At 63.3% G+C, this 16,320-nt stretch carries 19 protein-coding genes; 7 read left to right on the forward strand and 12 right to left on the reverse strand.

The window, feature by feature from the left end; all coding sequences use genetic code 11:
- Nucleotides 1–50: 50 nt before the first annotated feature.
- The 8 genes from J4E53_RS17655 to J4E53_RS17690 all read right to left on the reverse strand — a co-directional run bounded on the left by J4E53_RS17655 (nucleotide 51) and on the right by J4E53_RS17690 (nucleotide 4,353).
- Complete coding sequence (locus tag J4E53_RS17655; RefSeq protein WP_103311335.1) at nucleotides 51–1,055, reverse strand: glutathione S-transferase family protein; 1,005 nt, start codon at nucleotides 1,053–1,055, stop codon at nucleotides 51–53.
- 88 nt (nucleotides 1,056–1,143) lie between these two features.
- Nucleotides 1,144–2,145: a glycosyl transferase family protein gene (locus tag J4E53_RS17660; RefSeq protein WP_103311333.1), complete on the reverse strand. Its 1,002-nt coding sequence runs from the start codon at nucleotides 2,143–2,145 to the stop codon at nucleotides 1,144–1,146.
- Nucleotides 2,142–2,477 carry a TusE/DsrC/DsvC family sulfur relay protein gene (locus tag J4E53_RS17665; RefSeq protein ID WP_103311331.1) on the reverse strand — a complete coding sequence of 112 codons (336 nt, stop codon included), beginning with the start codon at nucleotides 2,475–2,477 and terminating at the stop codon, nucleotides 2,142–2,144. The genes J4E53_RS17660 and J4E53_RS17665 overlap by 4 nt, the downstream gene beginning before the upstream one ends.
- Complete coding sequence (tusB, locus tag J4E53_RS17670; protein ID WP_103311329.1) at nucleotides 2,474–2,767, reverse strand: sulfurtransferase complex subunit TusB; 294 nt, start codon at nucleotides 2,765–2,767, stop codon at nucleotides 2,474–2,476. Before tusB ends, J4E53_RS17665 begins: the two co-directional genes overlap by 4 nt.
- Nucleotides 2,767–3,129 carry a sulfurtransferase complex subunit TusC gene (gene tusC / locus J4E53_RS17675; RefSeq protein WP_060741571.1) on the reverse strand — a complete coding sequence of 121 codons (363 nt, stop codon included), beginning with the start codon at nucleotides 3,127–3,129 and terminating at the stop codon, nucleotides 2,767–2,769. Before tusC ends, tusB begins: the two co-directional genes overlap by 1 nt.
- The gene (tusD, locus tag J4E53_RS17680; RefSeq protein WP_060743167.1) at nucleotides 3,129–3,521 is read right to left on the reverse strand and encodes a sulfurtransferase complex subunit TusD; all 393 of its coding nucleotides are present in this window, start codon (nucleotides 3,519–3,521) and stop codon (nucleotides 3,129–3,131) included. Before tusD ends, tusC begins: the two co-directional genes overlap by 1 nt.
- A 233-nt stretch (nucleotides 3,522–3,754) precedes the next feature.
- Nucleotides 3,755–4,090 carry a DUF6388 family protein gene (locus J4E53_RS17685; RefSeq protein ID WP_060741572.1) on the reverse strand — a complete coding sequence of 112 codons (336 nt, stop codon included), beginning with the start codon at nucleotides 4,088–4,090 and terminating at the stop codon, nucleotides 3,755–3,757.
- Nucleotides 4,091–4,092: 2 nt separating this feature from the next.
- The gene (locus J4E53_RS17690) at nucleotides 4,093–4,353 is read right to left on the reverse strand and encodes a hypothetical protein (protein ID WP_060741573.1); all 261 of its coding nucleotides are present in this window, start codon (nucleotides 4,351–4,353) and stop codon (nucleotides 4,093–4,095) included.
- A gap of 139 nt (nucleotides 4,354–4,492) precedes the next feature.
- Here J4E53_RS17690 and J4E53_RS17695 point away from each other — a divergent pair, with 139 nt between their 5' ends.
- On the forward strand, nucleotides 4,493–4,843 hold the full coding sequence (locus J4E53_RS17695; RefSeq protein WP_060741574.1) for a hypothetical protein: 351 nt from the start codon (nucleotides 4,493–4,495) through the stop codon (nucleotides 4,841–4,843).
- 129 nt (nucleotides 4,844–4,972) lie between these two features.
- Here J4E53_RS17695 and J4E53_RS17700 read toward each other — a convergent pair whose 3' ends face one another.
- The gene (locus J4E53_RS17700) at nucleotides 4,973–5,401 is read right to left on the reverse strand and encodes a GNAT family N-acetyltransferase (RefSeq protein WP_060741575.1); all 429 of its coding nucleotides are present in this window, start codon (nucleotides 5,399–5,401) and stop codon (nucleotides 4,973–4,975) included.
- Nucleotides 5,402–5,565: 164 nt separating this feature from the next.
- On the opposite strand from J4E53_RS17700, the gene ggt reads away from it, so the two are divergent.
- Both ggt and J4E53_RS17710 read left to right on the forward strand, forming a co-directional pair.
- Entirely contained in the window at nucleotides 5,566–7,293 is a 1,728-nt protein-coding gene (gene ggt, locus J4E53_RS17705; RefSeq protein WP_103310636.1) for a gamma-glutamyltransferase, read from the forward strand.
- Nucleotides 7,294–7,333: 40 nt separating this feature from the next.
- Entirely contained in the window at nucleotides 7,334–7,867 is a 534-nt protein-coding gene (locus J4E53_RS17710) for a cysteine hydrolase family protein (RefSeq protein WP_103310634.1), read from the forward strand.
- Between the two features lie 54 nt (nucleotides 7,868–7,921).
- Here the strand turns inward: J4E53_RS17710 and J4E53_RS17715 are convergent, their stop codons facing one another.
- Together J4E53_RS17715 and J4E53_RS17720 are read right to left on the reverse strand one after the other, a co-directional pair.
- The gene (locus J4E53_RS17715) at nucleotides 7,922–8,782 is read right to left on the reverse strand and encodes a CAP domain-containing protein (protein ID WP_103310632.1); all 861 of its coding nucleotides are present in this window, start codon (nucleotides 8,780–8,782) and stop codon (nucleotides 7,922–7,924) included.
- A 212-nt stretch (nucleotides 8,783–8,994) separates the two neighbouring features.
- On the reverse strand, nucleotides 8,995–9,960 hold the full coding sequence (locus tag J4E53_RS17720) for a DMT family transporter (protein ID WP_060741579.1): 966 nt from the start codon (nucleotides 9,958–9,960) through the stop codon (nucleotides 8,995–8,997).
- Between the two features lie 320 nt (nucleotides 9,961–10,280).
- Between J4E53_RS17720 and J4E53_RS17725 the strand changes: the two genes are divergently transcribed.
- Both J4E53_RS17725 and J4E53_RS17730 read left to right on the forward strand, forming a co-directional pair.
- On the forward strand, nucleotides 10,281–11,411 hold the full coding sequence (locus J4E53_RS17725) for a sensor histidine kinase (protein WP_060741580.1): 1,131 nt from the start codon (nucleotides 10,281–10,283) through the stop codon (nucleotides 11,409–11,411).
- 96 nt (nucleotides 11,412–11,507) lie between these two features.
- Nucleotides 11,508–12,599, forward strand: coding sequence for an SMP-30/gluconolactonase/LRE family protein (locus J4E53_RS17730; protein WP_103310630.1), 1,092 nt, complete (start codon nucleotides 11,508–11,510; stop codon nucleotides 12,597–12,599).
- Between the two features lie 173 nt (nucleotides 12,600–12,772).
- Here J4E53_RS17730 and J4E53_RS17735 read toward each other — a convergent pair whose 3' ends face one another.
- Nucleotides 12,773–13,777 carry a LacI family DNA-binding transcriptional regulator gene (locus tag J4E53_RS17735; RefSeq protein ID WP_060741582.1) on the reverse strand — a complete coding sequence of 335 codons (1,005 nt, stop codon included), beginning with the start codon at nucleotides 13,775–13,777 and terminating at the stop codon, nucleotides 12,773–12,775.
- Between the two features lie 167 nt (nucleotides 13,778–13,944).
- Between J4E53_RS17735 and J4E53_RS17740 the strand changes: the two genes are divergently transcribed.
- The gene (locus J4E53_RS17740) at nucleotides 13,945–15,120 is read left to right on the forward strand and encodes a Gfo/Idh/MocA family protein (RefSeq protein ID WP_103310628.1); all 1,176 of its coding nucleotides are present in this window, start codon (nucleotides 13,945–13,947) and stop codon (nucleotides 15,118–15,120) included.
- The gene (locus J4E53_RS17745; protein ID WP_103310626.1) at nucleotides 15,084–16,196 is read left to right on the forward strand and encodes a sugar phosphate isomerase/epimerase; all 1,113 of its coding nucleotides are present in this window, start codon (nucleotides 15,084–15,086) and stop codon (nucleotides 16,194–16,196) included. Before J4E53_RS17740 ends, J4E53_RS17745 begins: the two co-directional genes overlap by 37 nt.
- Nucleotides 16,197–16,320 lie beyond the last annotated feature (124 nt).

The following is a 16,320-nucleotide window of genomic DNA, read 5'->3' on the forward strand; positions in this document are numbered from 1 at the left end:
GAGCTGAGCTTGCTCGCGATGAGGTCCTCAGCTACAACGGATTTTCCGGATCAATCCTCAGTCTGCCGCCAGATCCCTTTCCCACTCAACCTTTCCCGATCATGGGCAACCGTGAAATCCTGCTTCGGCCCCTTGGGCACGATCCCGTTAGGGTTGATGGTCTTGTGGCTGCCGTAGTAATGGCCCTGGATATGGGTGAAGTCCACGGTTTCGGCAATGCCCGGCCACTGGTACAGCTCCCGCAGCCAGTTCGACAGGTTCGGATAATCGGCGATGCGCCGCAGGTTGCATTTGAAGTGACCGAAATACACCGCGTCGAAACGGATGATCGTGGTGAACAGGCGGATATCCGCCTCGGTCAGGTATTCGCCAGCCAAGTAGCGTTTGGTCGCAAGCAAGGTCTCCAGCCGGTCCAGTTCGGCGAATAAACCGTCGAACGCTTCTTCGTAGGCCGCTTGGGTGGTGGCGAACCCGGCGCGATACACACCGTTGTTGACCGCCGGGTAGATCCGCTCGTTCAAGGCATCGATATCGCGGCGCAGGTGCTCGGGATACAGGTCCAGGTCGTTGCCGGTCAAACCATCGAAGGCACTGTTGAACATGCGGATGATTTCCGCCGATTCGTTGTTGACGATGCGCTGCTGGCGTTTGTCCCACAGCACTGGCACGGTGACGCGGCCGGTGTAGTCCGGCGTGTCGGCGGTGTAGCGCTGATGCAGGAATTGCAGAGGGTCGAGTTTGTCGCCTGTGGAGCCGTGGGTCTTGTCGAAGGTCCAGCCGTTTTCCAGCATCAGGTAGCTGACCACCGAGACGTCGATCAGCGCCTCCAGGCCCTTGAGCTTGCGCACGATCAGCGTGCGGTGGGCCCAGGGGCAGGCCAGGGAGACATACAAATGGTAGCGCCCGGCCTCGGCGGCAAACCCGCTTTCGCCCGAGGGGCCGGCGCTGCCGTCGGCGGTCACCCAATGACGGCGCTGCGCCTGTTCGCGCTGGAAGGTGCCGTCCTTGCTTTCATACCACTGGTCCTGCCAGCGGCCTTCGACCAACAAACCCATCTGGATATCCTCGCTCAATAATCGTTGGAGACGAGTCTATTCCCATAGGTTCGAACTAAAAGCGCAAAGGTTGGGCGTTAATGATCGGTTAAATCGAACGATCCCGCGCGTCCCAATACTGCCGGGCTTTATCGAACGCTTCTTCGCGAGCCAGGCCCAGGCCGCGCAAGGCCAGTGCCATGGTGGCGATCAGCGCCAGTTGCGGGTAGCTGTCCTCGACATCACCGCGCCAGATCGCCTTCAAATGCTCGGGGTCGAAGCTCTCCGGTTTGACATGGCGCTGCTCGGCCAGGCGCGGCCATTCTTCGTCCCAACTGGCGCCGCCGGTGGTGCCGTACAGGTGGCTGTCGGCGTCCGGGTTGATCTCGATTTCGCCGCCGTCGCCCTTGATCACGATGGCGGTGTCACCGAGCAGGCCGCTGGCATCGCGGTGCACGGCCTGGTAGCCCGGATGGAAGATGCTTTGCAGGCCGCAGCGGGCGGCCAGTGGGTTGAGAATCCGGGCCAGGGAATGGATCGGCGAGCGCAGGCCCAAGGTGTTGCGCAGGTCGATCATCCGTTGCATTTGCGGCGCCCAGTCCACCAGCGGCATGAAGGCCAGGCCGCCGTTGTCCAGCGCGCTGCCGACCTGTTGCCAATCCCGGCACAGCGGGATCTGCAGCAAGCCCAGCAATTGTTCGGTATAGAGGCGACCCGCCGTGTGAGCGCCGCCGCCGTGCATGAAAATTCGCACGCCGTTCTGGCCCAGGCACTTGGCCGCCAGCAGGTACCACGGCAAATGGCGCTTCTTGCCGGCGTAGGTCGGCCAGTCGAGGTCCACTGTCAACGCCGGGACCACCAGGCGTTCACGCAGGGCTTCGGTGAATCCGGCCATTTCCTCGGCGCTTTCTTCCTTGTGCCGCAGCAGCATCAGGAAGGCGCCCAGTTGGGTGTCCTCGACCTTTTCATCGAGCACCATGCCCATGGCCTCACGGGCTTCTTCGCGGGTCAGGTTGCGGGCGCCGCGCTTGCCTTTGCCAAGGATGCGCACGAACTGGGCGAACGGGTGTTCGGCCGGGGTCTCAAGGGTCAGTGCTGGAAAGTCGGTCATAAGCAATTCGTCGGTTTGGGCAGGCCCGCCAGCTTGGCGGCGAGTTTGGCGGGAGTGCCTTTGAACAATCGGTTCAGGTGCAGGCTGTTGCCTTTGTCCGCCCCCAGTTTCAGCGCCGTGTACTTGATCAGCGGCCGGGTCGCGGGGGAGAGCTGGAATTCGTCGTAGAAACCGCGAAGCAGTTCAAGGATTTCCCAGTGTTCGGGACTCAACTCGATGTCCTCGGCGCTGGCCAGGGCGGTGGCGACTTCGGCCGACCAGTCGTTCAGGTCGGCCAGGTAGCCGTCCTTGTCCAGCGCGATGGTGCGGTCGCCCACGTTCAGCGTGTTCATAGCCAGGTGTTGACCTTGTCGTGCTCGATCGATAGCTCGACGAAACCTGAGTAGTTGATGGCTTCGGCCCAGTCTGGGGTGTCCAGGGCGCGGGCCTGGAGGTCTTCGGCGAGCACGAACAGGTTCACGCCGGCGGCCTGCAGCCGTTCGAACGGTGGGCTTCCCGGTTGCAACGCGTACGTCGCGTCGCCGCACAGCAGCAGCGCATCCTGATTGCCCAGCACCCGCAGGCAACTGGCGAGGCGGTTATCGCCGAAGGGCGAATGAGACAACACATGCAAAGTCGACATCAGAGGGTGATCACCTGGTCGTAACGGTCGATGAGCGCGGCGATGTCCGGCGCGCTCAGTACTTTCACCTCGCCCAGCGCCAGGGCGGCGCTGGCAACGCCACGTTCGGCGGCGCTGTCGGCGCAGAGGAACAGGTCTTCGACGCCGAACATCGGCAACGCCTGCAGGTTGGCGCTCAGGTCTTTTTGCTGGACCGCCTTGGCGTTTTGGCCGGCGGTGAGCTGGAACACGCCGTCATCGAGAAACAGCAGGCCGATGGGCAGGTCGAACGCACCGCCGGCCAGGACGATGTCCAGGGCTTCACGGGCGCCGGGGCCGGACCAGGGGGCCTGGCGGCTGATCAGCAATAAAGACTTGGCCATCACGCGCCTCCAAAACAGATCAAGCGGTCGGCGTCCTGGATCGCATCGTGCAACTGGCCCAGCCCGGACAAGGCCCAGGGCGCTTCGACGCTGGCCGCCGCCCGCTGGTAACGCTGGGCTTCTTCCTCGTTCAACACGCCACGACGCAACGCCGCCGCGATGCAGACCACGCCGTCGAGCCGGTTGTCGCTGACGAATGCGCGCCACTGTTGGGGCAGGTCCTGTTCGTCCTGGGGCGTGACGACACTGGCGCAGGCGTTATAGACGCCGTCCTGATAGAAAAACAGCCGCACGATCTCATGCCCACCTGCCAGCGCCGCCTGGGCAAACAGCAAGGCACGACGCGAGGAGGGCGCATGGGCGGCGGAAAACAGCGCAATGGCGAACTTCATGACAGACCCGATCAGCAAAACTGCGGCCATGATAAAGCTTTATGGGCGGTGGGGCGATTGCCAGGAAAGAGCGAGGCCTCTCGATGAGGCTCACCTTGTGGCGAGGGAGCTTGCTCCCGCTGGGGCGCGCAGCGGCCCCAAAAACCTGCCAAGGGAGTGTGTCTGGCGAACCCTGGAAAATGAAAGGGGGCTGCTTCGCAGCCCAGCGGGAGCAAGCTCCCTCGCCACAGGGGTCAGGGCTTAGCCTTCAGGCCATGCAACTCGCAATACTCCGCCCACGCCATCCCCGCCATCTCTGCCACTTCCTTATGCACCTCCAGGCGCTGGGCCTGGTACTCCTCGGGCGAGGCGGCGGTCAGTTGCAAAGTCAGTTCCCAGGCAAACAGGCCCAGGCGCTCGGCCTCGGCTTCGAACGCTTCGTGCAAGCGCTCGGCACGGTACTGTGCGGCGGTCTCGCCCTTGGCCTGGGCCAGCAGCGGGTTGAGGTGGTCCAGTTCGTGGCGCAGTTCGGGGCGCTCATCGAGAAATTTTTCCAGGGCCCGTTCGTGTTGCTGTTCGGTTGCCGCCATGGTCACTCCTTGGGAGACGAAGACTGCTTCTTGCTGGCCTTGGCCGCAGCCGCCAGGCATTCAAGGGCGAATTGTTCGGTGTAGGTCATCTGGATCGGCGTGGTTTCGCCCTTGACGGTGCGTTCGCCGTCGAGGATGTAGCGAATCCGCTTGTCGGTGACGCCGATTCGCTTGGCGATCCACGAAGGTGTCTGGCCGATCTGGCTGATCAGTTTGTCGGCATATTCCGGGGTGGGCTTGTAGAACTCGGCGTTGGGGGTCATGGGGGTTCCGCGTGGCTGGTGGCGATGGCGCGACAGATTGCGTGAATCGGTGCTCGCTGTCGCGGGTAAATTTCAGTAAAGCAGCACGATGGCTCGGGCCGCAGTGCTACAGTCCGTTTTTTTTCGATGAGTGAACGCAATGCGAATGTTGACGGTGGCCCTGGCCGCCACTTTGCTGGTCGGCTGCGCGGGTTCGGCGATGAACGAGGCTCGGACCCAGGCCCCTTACAAGACCCTGACCTCGGACAAGCCGGAACAGGTCGTGGCCCAGTGCGTGCAGTTTTCCTGGCAGGACGAAGCGGTATTCGGTGTCGATGCCGGCGCCTACCTGCAACCGGGCAAGAAAGGTGGCTCCACGGTCTACACCCGCTCCGCCGAATCGTTTGTCGATTTGCACGCCGGTGCGACGGGCACCGAGTTGAGCTATTACGCCAAGCATGACGACTTCGTGGCCAAGCGCCGGTTGGCGGCGTTGGCGACTTGCTTGTAAGCAGCTCGCACTAACGCCCCGGATCCTATGTGGGAGCGAGCTTGCTCGCGATAGCGGCGGGTCAGACGACAGAAATGTTGACCGTTAAATGGCTATCGCGAGCAAGCTCGCTCCCACAGGGGCTGCGTTTCAAGCCGTGTCCAGGCGCTTCTGGAAGAAGAAACGCTGGTGGCCCGGCGGGTAGTCGTCGATCAGGCCGCACTCGGTGAAACCGTGTCTGCGGTAGAACGCCGGGGCCTGGAAGTCGAAGGTGTCCAGCCAGATGCCCACGCAGTTTTTCTCCCGGGCCAGTGCTTCGGCCATCTGCATCAGGGTCGAGCCGGTGCCCTGGCCCCGGGCCTGTTCCGGCACCACCAGCAGCTCGATATACAGCCAGCGAAAAAACACTCGGCCGTAGAGCCCGCCGACAATTTCGCCCTGTTCGTCCCGCACCAGCCAGGCCACCAGTTCAGGTGCACTTCCACCGGTCTTGGCGGTGTTGAAGGCGCGTAGCGGGGCGAGGATGGCTTGGCGTTCTTCGTCGGTGGGCGTGTCCGTGCGTTCGATTCGTAGCGTCATCGGCGATGTCCCTATTCAGTCAAGATCAAGCGCAGGAGCCTATCCCAAAGGCTGGCGTGACGTCATCCGGTCGGCGGGGAAACAGGCGCATTACGCAAACCAAGCCATACTGCCTAATGCTTTTGAAGCGATCCCTATTCCAAAAAACAAGAAGAGACCGACTCATGAAGTTCGAATCCTTGGCCCGGACCCTCATCGCGACGTCACTGACCCTCGGTTGTTTATCGGCGTACGCCGCTTCCCAGGCGCCGGTGGCGGCCGAGAACGGCATGGTGGTCACTGCCCAGCACCTGGCGACCCATGTCGGCGTCGATGTGCTCAAGAATGGCGGCAATGCCGTGGATGCGGCGGTGGCGGTGGGCTATGCCCTGGCGGTGGTGTATCCGGCGGCGGGTAACCTGGGCGGGGGTGGTTTCATGACCCTGCAATTGGCCGACGGTCGCAAGACGTTCCTGGATTTCCGCGAAAAGGCCCCCCTGGCCGCCACTGCCAACATGTATCTGGACAAGGACGGCAACGTCGTGCCCGAACTCAGCACCCGCGGCCACCTGGCGGTCGGCGTGCCCGGCACCGTGTCCGGCATGGAGCTGGCGTTGAGCAAGTACGGCAGCAAACCGCGGGCGGAATTGATTGCCCCGGCCATCAAGTTCGCCGAGGAAGGCTTCGCCCTGGAGCAGGGTGATGTCGATCTGCTGGAAACCGCCACCGATGTGTTCAAGAAGGACATGCGCGATTCCGGTGCGATCTTCCTGCACAACGGCGAGCCCATGCAGGTCGGCCAGAAGCTGGTGCAAAAGGATCTCGCCAAGACCCTGCGGGAAATCTCCGCCAAGGGCGCCGACGGTTTCTACAAGGGCTGGGTCGCCGATGCCCTGGTCACCTCCAGCCAGGCCAACAAAGGCATCATCACCCAGGCCGACCTGGACAAGTACAAGACCCGCGAGCTCGCCCCGGTGGAGTGCGACTACCGTGGTTACCACATTATCTCGGCGCCGCCGCCCAGTTCCGGCGGGGTGGTGCTGTGCCAGATCATGAATATCCTCGACGGCTATCCGATGAAGGAGCTGGGGTTCCATTCGGCCCAGGGCATGCACTATCAGATCGAAGCCATGCGCCACGCCTACGTGGACCGCAACAGCTACCTGGGTGACCCGGATTTCGTGAAGAACCCCATCGACCATCTGCTGGACAAGAACTACGCCGCCAAGCTGCGGGCCGCGATCGAGCCGCAAAAAGCCGGCGACTCGCAGAAAATCAAGCCCGGCGTGGCGCCCCATGAGGGCAGCAACACCACCCATTACTCCATCGTCGACAAGTGGGGCAACGCCGTTTCGGTCACCTATACCCTGAACGACTGGTTCGGCGCGGGCGTCATGGCGAGCAAGACCGGGGTGATCCTCAACGATGAGATGGACGATTTCACCGCCAAGGTCGGCGTGCCCAACATGTATGGCCTGGTGCAGGGCGAGGCCAACGCCATCGCGCCGGGCAAGACACCGCTGTCATCCATGAGCCCGACCATCGTCACCAAGGACGGCAAGACGGTCATGGTGGTGGGCACTCCGGGCGGCAGCCGGATCATCACCGCGACGTTGCTGACCATCCTCAACGTGATCGACTACGGCATGAACCTCCAGGAAGCGGTCGATGCGCCGCGTTTCCACCAGCAATGGATGCCGGAGGAAACCAACCTGGAGACGTTCGCGGCCAGCCCCGATACCCAGAAGATTCTGGAGAGCTGGGGACACAAGTTTGCCGGCCCGCAGGACCCCAACCACATCGCCGCGATCCTGGTCGGCGCGCCGTCATTGGGCGGCAAGCCAGTGGGCAAGAACCGCTTCTATGGCGCCAACGACCCCCGTCGCAACACCGGGTTGTCGCTGGGTTATTGATGAGTTGCACGGCTGCGACACGGTTTGAAGAGGGAAGGTCATGAACACCGCATTGCTGATTATCGATGTCCAGAACGCGCTGTGCAGCGGCGAAGAGGAATGCTTCGACAGCCAGCGCATCATCCGGACCATCAGTGACCTCGGTGCCAGGGCCAGGGCTGCCGGCCGGACGGTGATCCTGATCCAGCATGAAGAGCTGGATGGGGCGCTGACCCATGGCGCCACCGGCTGGCAACTGGCCGTCGGCCTGTCGACCGCGGCGGATGACCTGCGGGTGCGCAAGACCACTCCCGATGCTTTCTACCAGACCGACCTGCAACCGTTGTTGCAGGCCCGAGGCATCGACCGCCTGGTGATCTGCGGGCTGCAAACCGACTATTGCATCAATGCCACCGTGCGCCAGGCCCATGCCCTGGGGTACGACGTGGTCCTGGCGGCCGATGCCCACTCCACCGTGGACAACGGCAGCATGGCGGCCGAGCAGATCATCGCCAACCACAACAACCGGCTGGGGCGACTGAGCAGTGCGGTGTCGCGGATTGATGTAATGCCGGCTGCTGAAATCCGCCTGTAGCCGATACTCAGTGTTGGAGCAGGAGACCTATGGCTCAGCCTCGAGGATGGTTCTTCACGGCGCGCCAAGCACCATCGTCCAGTACACCCCCGCATCGCTGCGCGAGTCGCTGGCCGACGCTGCGCCCATCTGGGTGAACATCGGGTTCATCAGGTTGGCGCAGTGTCCGGGGCTGGCGAGCCAATCGTGCATGGCCTGGCTCGGTGAGCGTTGGCCGGCGGCGATGTTCTCACCCAATTTACGTCCGCGAAAGCCGGCGCTCCTGGCGCGATCAGAGGTGGAGCGACCGTCCGGGTCGCGATGGGCGAAATAGTTGTCCTGGGCCATCGACCGGCTGTGGCCTTGGGCGGCCGTTCCCAACGCGGCGTTCCAGCTCAGCGGCCGAGCCGCCGCGAAGCGCTGGCGCCCGCACATCCGTGGCTTGGCCCTGGCGGCGTTGACCTGGGCCAGCAGCGTCTTGTCCGCCGCCCCCACGTCGCTCATCCGCGTGCCACCCATGGGCTGCGCCAATACCAGGCGCCACTCGTCACCGACCCGATTGACGCCGATATCGGCGTACTGGTTGTCCAGCAACGCCGCGCAATGCTCGTTCGCCAACATCTCGAAGGCCTCTTCGGCATCCTGTGCATCGGTCAGGCGGATGCTGCGCACGGCCCGGGCTTGATAGCCGGCGTCCTGCAAGGTTTCCCGCAGGCCACCGCGAAAGCCGATCGGCAAGCCCAGGTTCGAACGCAGCACCAGCGGCTGTGTGGCTCGTACCGTGCGCCACTCACAACGGCGGGACTGGCTACGGAAGTCGTTGATGGCGTCCACCAGTTGCCTTTCGCCCCGCGCTTGGGCGGGGCTGGCGAACAAGGGAAACAGGGCAAGCAGGCACAGCGAAACGAAACGGCAAGAGCGAACAAGGTGGCGCATGGGGCGAACGGCTCAAGAGGGGAATTACTTTAGCGCCAGGCTTGGCGCCGATCAGCTGGAAAACCCGTGGCTGCAGGTTGGCGAGGTTTTCACGGCTGGGGTAGGACTGTGGGTTTTGAAACAAGTTTCCGGAAGACGAAGACTCTCTGCGAGCTGGCACAACTCATTGTGGCGAGGGGAAAGGCTCCCTCGCCATAAAGAGTTCAGTCAGTTCAATTCGCCGTTTCAGCCACAGGCACCTTGGCCCGCTCAACCTTGCGATAGGTCAGCAACACGATGCCGGTCACCACAATCGCGCCGCCCATCACCTGGCCCGGGTTGAGCATCTGGTCCAGCACCAGCCAGCCGATCAGCAGTGTCGCCAGCGGTTCGATGTTCATCACCGGAGCGTTGCGCGGCATGTCCAGGCGGGGCACGGAAATGAACAGCACGATGAACCCGGTGCCATAGAGCACCACCAGGGTCGCCAGGGCGAGCCAGCCGGTGCTGCTGGCCGGCAGGTCGAAACCCCCGGGCAGGGCACCGGTCAGGCCGGCGAGGTTGACGCTGCTGAACACGATGAAAATCGTCAACAGGCTGCGTACCGAACCGCGCACCTGGGACAACTTGTGGTCGGTGATCCACAGCGCGCAGGCGAACACGCAGGCGGCGCAGAAGGCCAGGCCCACCCCGAGCAACCATTGCGGGCCGACGTCCTGTGCGGAGGATAAGCGAGCCGGCACTTCCAGTACGAACACCAGCCCCACCAGGATCATGCCCATCAACGCGGCGGTGCGCGCCGTCGGGCGGGGGCCGCCCAATGCCCAGGTCAGCAAGGCCAGCAGGATCGGAAACACGTTGCCCACCAACAAGGCCAACGCCACTGGCACGCGCGCCACGGCGGAGTACAGGCACAGGCTCTGGGCGCCGATCAACAACCCCAGGGCCAATTGCCAACGCCACGCCCCGGGCGGCAGGCGCAGACGCTGGCGCTGCCAGAGCACCATCGCCGCCAATACCAGCAGCGTCCCGCCCGAGCGCAGCAGGATCGCCAGCAGCACCCCGGCACCGTCGTCGAAGGCGGCCCGGGCGGCGACATGGTTGCCGGCGAAGGCACAGCCCATGCACAGCAGGACGAGCACCGCGAGATGGCGGGGTAGTGGCGTGGGGGTATCAGGTGTGACAGTGGAGCGGGTCATGGCAGGTGTCTCGAAGGCGGCCGCCAAGGCCAAAGGCCTCGGAGCGGTTATTTTTAGTTATAGGTTGTCGTACGACCAAGGGCTTTTTACCCCATGGGGTGGTAACAGACAAGGTCCACTCAAGAGCGTCGGAAAACCTGTGGCGAGGGAGCTTGCTCCCGCTGGGCTGCGTAGCAGCCCTTTTTTATGAGCGCTTCGCACTCAAGCGGGAGCAAGCTCCCTCGCCACATCGCATGTCTCGCACATTGTCCGGTGCTTTGCTGTAAAACAAACCTGGCCGCTGTGTCGTTTACAGCCTTGCCCTTTTTACGGAACAACTCATGCGCCTGGCTGATTTCATTCTCGACAATATCGAGCCGATTCTTCAGGCGTGGGAAGACTTCGCCAAAACCATCACCCCCGCGTCCATTGGCATGGATTCCATTGCCCTGCGCGACCATGCCGAACAGATGCTGCGCACCATCGCCGCCGACCTGCGCACTTCGCAAACGCGCAAGGAGGCGATTGCCAAGTCCCATGGGGAGGCGCCGGCGACCGATACCGAAACCGCCGCCGAAACCCATGCGGTCATCCGCCAGTCCTCGGGGTTTACCGTGGAGCAAATGGTCTCCGAATACCGGGCCCTGCGCACCAGTGTGCTCATGCTCTGGATGCCGCATACGCAGCTGGATCACAAGCAGGTCATGGACGATCTGATTCGCTTCAACGAGGCCGTGGACCAGGCCTTGGCCGAGTCTGTCGTCAGCTACTCCGGGGCGGTGGATGCGTCGCGCAACATCTTTCTCGGGATTCTCGGGCATGACCTGCGCAGCCCCTTGGGCGCGATCCTGCTGAGTTCCGAAGTGCTGCTGCGGGCGGGGGACCTGCCCGCCAAAGCCACCAAGATCACTTCGCGCATCTACACCAGCGTCAAGCGGGCCAACAAAATCGTCGGCGATCTGCTGGATTTCACCCGTACCCAACTCGGCTCGGGCATTCCGGTGCAGCGCTTCAACGGCGATCTGGTGGCGGCCTGCGAAGGCATGGTGGAGGAGGCGCGGGCCTATCATCCGGAAAGCGAAATCCTTTTTGAAACGACCAGCGCCCTGGAGGGGCTGTTTGATCCGGCGCGCATGGAGCAGGTCTTCGCCAACCTGATTGGCAATGCCGTGCAGCACGGCACCGAAGGCACGCCGATTACCGTTTCGATGAGCGCTGAAGAGGATGTGGCAGTGATCGCGATCAACAACCAGGGCAAACCCATCGAGAAAGATGCCATGGCCAGCATTTTCAACCCGATGATCCGGCATCTACGCAGTGGTGAGATGCAGTACGGTTCCACGGCCGGGCTCGGACTGGGCCTGCACATCGCCTCGGCGATCGTATCGGCCCATAAGGGCACCATCGAGGTTCACTCGAAGGCGCGAGTCGGTACGACCTTTACCGTGCGTATACCCCTGCACCCGGACTGATCGATTGTGCGGATGAGCCTTTTCGTATACTTGTACGATGTCTTATCACGGAGTAAAACTGTCGTCCCGTCCAATAATAATTAACGGAGACGCACGATGGATGTTTCGCAATCTGCAACCGCCGCCGATCAGGGCCGCCGAGTGTTCCTGAAGAAATCCCTGGTGGTCTCGGCCGCCGCCGCCACCCTTGGCAACTTGCCCGGGCTCGCCCAGGCCGAGCCCTTGAGCCAGCGTTACCCAGACCCGCTGATCAACATCCTTGACCCCAGCTTCATGGACTTGCGAATCTTCAACGCCAGCGTGGAGAAGCTCGCCACCGGCCTGCGTTGGGCAGAGGGGCCAGTGTGGGTCGGTGACGGGCGTTACCTGCTGGTCAGTGACATTCCCAACAACCGCATCGTGCGCTGGGATGAAATCACCGGCGGGCTGTCGGTGTACCGAGAGAATGCCAATTTCTCCAACGGCATGTGCCGCGATCGCCAGGGGCGGCTGCTGGTGTGCGAAGGCTCCACCACCTCCAGCGAAGGCCGGCGCATCACCCGCACCGAGCACAACGGCACCCTCACCGTGCTGGCGGACAGTTTCGAGGGCAAGCCTTTCAACTCGCCCAACGACATCGTCTGCAAGCGGGACGGTTCGGTCTGGTTCACCGACCCGCCGTTCCAGACCGGCAACAACTACGAGGGGCACAAAGTCACGCCCGTCCAGCCCCACGCGGTGTACCGCATCGACGGCGAAACCGGCAAGGTCAGCCGGGTGATCGACGACCTGGCGGGGCCGAACGGGTTGTGTTTTTCCCCGGACGAAAAAATCCTCTATGTGGTCGAAGGCCGGGCCAAGCCCAACCGCTTGATCTGGGCCATCGCCGTCAAAGACGACGGCACCCTGGGCGAGCGGCGCAAGCACATCGAAGGCCTGGATTACGCGGCGATCGATGGGATCAAGTGCGATGAAAGCGGCAACCTCTGGTGCGGCTGGGGCGGCAATGGCGACCCCAAGGCCGACCTGGAAAAACTCGACGGCGTGCGGGTGTTCAACGCCGAAGGCAAGGCCATCGGGCACATCTCCCTGCCGGAGCGTTGCCCCAACGTCTGCTTCGGCGGCCGGGAAGGCAATCGGTTGTTCATGGCCGGCAGCCACTCGTTGTATTCGCTGTTCGTGAATACACGGGGGGCGACGTTTGCCTGAGTGAACCACTCACCCTTGGCGTTGATGGACTTTGTGGCGAGGGAGCTTGCTCCCGCTGGGCTGCGTAGCAGCCCCTCCATCAGGCAGCGCGGTGTGTCTGGTGGATTCAAGCCGTTTCATTCGGGGCCGCTTCGCGCCCCAGCGGGAGCAAGCTCCCTCGCCACGGGTTCCACTTACTGTCTGGCTCTAGGGGCCGTACTGCCCCGCACCGTCAACTCAAACGGCAACACCACATGCCGTTCGGCAATCGGCTTTTTCTCGATCAGGGCAATCAGCATCTGCACCGCTTTTTGCCCAAACATCTCGGCAGGCTGCGAAATGGTCGTCAGGGGCGGGTCGCAGTAGGCGGCGAACGGGATGTCGTCAAAGCCCACCAGGGAAATGTCCTCGGGCACTCGCAGGCCCATTCGCTTGATGCGCCTGAGCGCGCCGATGGCCATTTCGTCGTTTTCACAGAACAGCGCACTGGGGCGATCGGCCAACGCCAGCATCGCCCCGGCACCGTCGTCACCGGCCTTCAAGGTGAAGTCGCCATGGCAGATCAGGCTGGGGTCGATGGCGATGCCGGCCTGGTGCAGGGCATCCTGGTAGCCGGCCACGCGGTCCAGGGTCAGGGGGCTGCTGCGCGGTCCCTTGATGATGCCGATGCGGCGATGGCCGAGACCGATCAGGTGTTCGGTCATGGCCTGGGCAGCAGCCCGGTTGTCGAGGCTGATGGTCGGGTAGGGGGCACCCTTGACCACTTCGCAGGCGTTGACCAGCGGCAGGCTGTCGGCGCCAGTGGGCATCGATTCGAACGGATCGCTGGCACGCAACTGGATCACGCCGTCGGCCTGGTGGGCGTAGACCAGGGCGGCGAATTCCCGCTCGATCTGCGCCCGGCCCTGGGTGTCGCACAACAGCAATCGATAACCCGCCGCCTGTGCCGCCTGTTGCGCGCCACTGATGACCCGGGCGAAAAACGTGTTGGCGATGGCCGGCACCAGGATCACCAGGTTGCCGGTCCGGCGGGAGCGAAATTGCACCGCCATCAGATTGGGCCGATAGCCGGCCTGTTCCACCGCCGCGTTGACCTTGTCCCGTGTTTCGGGGAGTACCCGCTCGGGCGATTTCAGGGTTCTGGACACCGTTGCCACCGAAACACCCGCCAGCCGGGCCACCTCACGAATGTTGGACAAAATCACCTCGGGGAACAGGGGGTACGGTGGGGGAGCTTACCGCAGGTTGAGCGCCTCACAAATATTCCGCGGTGAACCCGTTGGGTTTGACACGCGGGGAAACTGAGCCTAGATTTCCGCCATGATGTAACCGGTTACATCATCATCCTGACAGGAAGAGAATCGCGATGAATCCTGTAGCACCGAAAATAAGAATGGGCTTCGTCGGCGGTGGAGAGGGCGCTTTCATCGGCCAGGCTCACCGTCAGGCCGCGGGCCTGGACGGCGGTTTCGAACTGGTGTGCGGCGCGTTCAGCCGCGACCCGCACAACACTCGGCAGACGGGCACGGCCCTGGGCCTGGCCGCGTCCCGTTGTTATCACGACTGGCAGCACATGCTCGACACCGAAGCGCTGCTGCCGCTTGATCAGCGCATGGAACTGCTGGTCATCGTCACCCCCAATCATCTTCATGCACCCATCGCCAGCGAGGCCTTGAAAGCCGGTTTCCATGTGTTCAGCGAGAAGCCCGCCGCGCTGGACCTCAAGCAATTGCTGGCCCTGCGCGAGGTGCTGCACGGCAGCCGTTGCCTCTATGGCCTGGCCCACACCTACCTGGGCTATCCCATGGTGTGGCAGGCCCGGGACATGGTGCGCTCGGGCGTGATCGGCCAGGTGCGCAAAGTGCTGGTCGAGTACCCCCAAGGCTGGCTCAGCCAGGATGTCGCCGCCCAGAGCAATAAGCAGGCCGAGTGGCGCGACGATCCCGGCCAGTCCGGCCTGGGCGGTTGCATCGGCGACATTGGTACCCATGCGTTTTCCCTGGCCGAGTTCGTCGCGGACCAACCGATCCAGCAGCTATGCGCTGCGTTGGGCACGCACGTCCCGGGGCGGCAACTGGATGACGATGCGGCGATGCTGTTCAAGATGGCGGGTGGCGCCAGCGGTGTGCTGATCGCAAGCCAGGTCTGCACCGGCGAAGAGAACCCGCTGAAGATTCGCGTCTACGGCGACAAGGGCGCCTTGGAGTGGCGCCAGGAAGAACCGGCGAGCCTGATCCATCGTGCCTTCGACCAGCCGTTGCGCACCCTGCGTAGCGGCCTCGGCCAGCCGTGGCTGTGCGAGGCGGCCACGCGGCGCATGCGTCTGCCGGCCGGGCATCCCGAGGGCTACCTGGAAGCCATGGCCAACCTCTACGGCGATTTCGCCCACGCCATTCGCAGCCATGTCCAAGGCCCCGACGCCCCCGGCGTACCCGGCATCGAGATCGGCTTGCGTGGCATGGCGTTCATCGAGGCCGCCATCCTCAACCACCGTGGCGACGCGAAATGGACCGTCGTGCAAACCGGAGCATCCCTGTTGTGAATACCCTCGACAAGACCCCGAGCGGCCTGCGCGGCCCAGGTATTTTCCTGGCGCAGTTCATGTCCGCCGAAGCCCCGTTCGACACCCTGGCCAACATCGCCCAGTGGGCCGCTTCACAAGGCTACAAGGCCATTCAACTGCCGACATCGGGCACGCAATACATTGACCTGGCCCGGGCCGCCGAAAGCCAGGCCTATTGCGATGAGCTCAAGGCCACCTGTGCCCAGGCCGGTGTCGAGATCAGCGAGCTATCGACGCACCTGCAAGGCCAGTTGGTGGCGGTGCATCCGGCGTTCGACGCGCTGTTCGATGACTTCGCCCCGGCCCATTTGCGCGGCCAGCCCCAGGCGCGGACCGAGTGGGCGATCGAGCAACTCAAGCTGGCCGCCCGCGCCAGCCAGCGGCTGGGTCTCAAGGCCCATGCGACGTTTTCCGGCGCGCTGCTGTGGCCGTATCTCTATCCCTGGCCGCAGCGGCCGGCGGGCCTGGTGGAGCAGGGTTTCGCCGAACTGGCCCGGCGCTGGTTGCCGATTCTCGATTGCTTCGACGCGGCCGGTGTGGACCTGTGCTACGAGATCCACCCCGGCGAAGACCTCCACGACGGTGCCTCGTTCGAACGTTTCCTGGAGGCGGTCGATCATCACCCACGGGCGGCGATTCTCTACGACCCCAGTCATCTGTTGCTGCAACAGATGGACTACCTGGGCTTCATCGACCGTTACCACGCACGGATCCGCATGTTCCACGTCAAGGACGCCGAATTCCGCCCCGATGCCCGTTCGGGGGTGTACGGCGGCTACCAGGGCTGGGTCGATCGTCCCGGGCGGTTCCGTTCGCTGGGGGATGGCCAGATCGATTTCAAATCGATCTTCAGCAAGCTGACCCAATACGATTTCAGCGGGTGGGCGGTCCTGGAATGGGAATGTTGCTTGAAGGATTCACACCAGGGCGCCGCAGAAGGGGCGGCGTTCATCCAGCGGCACATGATCAGCAAGACCCGTAAGGCGTTCGATGATTTTGCCAGCGTCACGGCGGATGAGGATTCCAACCGGCGGTTGTTGGGCCTATTGAGGTAACCGGCCCCACCCAAAACCCCGTGGCGAGGAAATCCATTGTGGGAGCAAGGCTTGCCCGCGATGAACGAAAACGCGGTTCAACGGTTGGAGCGCGGCGCGGCCATCGCGGGCAAGCCTTGCTCCC

This window comes from Pseudomonas sp. FW305-28, from assembly GCF_017351395.1.
Classification (GTDB): domain Bacteria; phylum Pseudomonadota; class Gammaproteobacteria; order Pseudomonadales; family Pseudomonadaceae; genus Aquipseudomonas; species Aquipseudomonas fluorescens_AA.

Bases quoted from the DNA above. Each gene is read 5' to 3' on its own strand.
- J4E53_RS17655 (WP_103311335.1), bottom strand. From the start codon at position 1,055: ATGGGTTTGTTGGTCGAAGGCCGCTGGCAGGACCAGTGGTATGAAAGC.
- J4E53_RS17660 (WP_103311333.1), bottom strand. From the start codon at position 2,145: ATGACCGACTTTCCAGCACTGACCCTTGAGACCCCGGCCGAACACCCG.
- J4E53_RS17665 (WP_103311331.1), bottom strand. From the start codon at position 2,477: ATGAACACGCTGAACGTGGGCGACCGCACCATCGCGCTGGACAAGGAC.
- tusB (WP_103311329.1), bottom strand. From the start codon at position 2,767: ATGTCGACTTTGCATGTGTTGTCTCATTCGCCCTTCGGCGATAACCGC.
- tusC (WP_060741571.1), bottom strand. From the start codon at position 3,129: ATGGCCAAGTCTTTATTGCTGATCAGCCGCCAGGCCCCCTGGTCCGGC.
- tusD (WP_060743167.1), bottom strand. From the start codon at position 3,521: ATGAAGTTCGCCATTGCGCTGTTTTCCGCCGCCCATGCGCCCTCCTCG.
- J4E53_RS17685 (WP_060741572.1), bottom strand. From the start codon at position 4,090: ATGGCGGCAACCGAACAGCAACACGAACGGGCCCTGGAAAAATTTCTC.
- J4E53_RS17690 (WP_060741573.1), bottom strand. From the start codon at position 4,353: ATGACCCCCAACGCCGAGTTCTACAAGCCCACCCCGGAATATGCCGAC.
- J4E53_RS17695 (WP_060741574.1), top strand. From the start codon at position 4,493: ATGCGAATGTTGACGGTGGCCCTGGCCGCCACTTTGCTGGTCGGCTGC.
- J4E53_RS17700 (WP_060741575.1), bottom strand. From the start codon at position 5,401: ATGACGCTACGAATCGAACGCACGGACACGCCCACCGACGAAGAACGC.
- ggt (WP_103310636.1), top strand. From the start codon at position 5,566: ATGAAGTTCGAATCCTTGGCCCGGACCCTCATCGCGACGTCACTGACC.
- J4E53_RS17710 (WP_103310634.1), top strand. From the start codon at position 7,334: ATGAACACCGCATTGCTGATTATCGATGTCCAGAACGCGCTGTGCAGC.
- J4E53_RS17715 (WP_103310632.1), bottom strand. From the start codon at position 8,782: ATGCGCCACCTTGTTCGCTCTTGCCGTTTCGTTTCGCTGTGCCTGCTT.
- J4E53_RS17720 (WP_060741579.1), bottom strand. From the start codon at position 9,960: ATGACCCGCTCCACTGTCACACCTGATACCCCCACGCCACTACCCCGC.
- J4E53_RS17725 (WP_060741580.1), top strand. From the start codon at position 10,281: ATGCGCCTGGCTGATTTCATTCTCGACAATATCGAGCCGATTCTTCAG.
- J4E53_RS17730 (WP_103310630.1), top strand. From the start codon at position 11,508: ATGGATGTTTCGCAATCTGCAACCGCCGCCGATCAGGGCCGCCGAGTG.
- J4E53_RS17740 (WP_103310628.1), top strand. From the start codon at position 13,945: ATGAATCCTGTAGCACCGAAAATAAGAATGGGCTTCGTCGGCGGTGGA.
- J4E53_RS17745 (WP_103310626.1), top strand. From the start codon at position 15,084: ATGGACCGTCGTGCAAACCGGAGCATCCCTGTTGTGAATACCCTCGAC.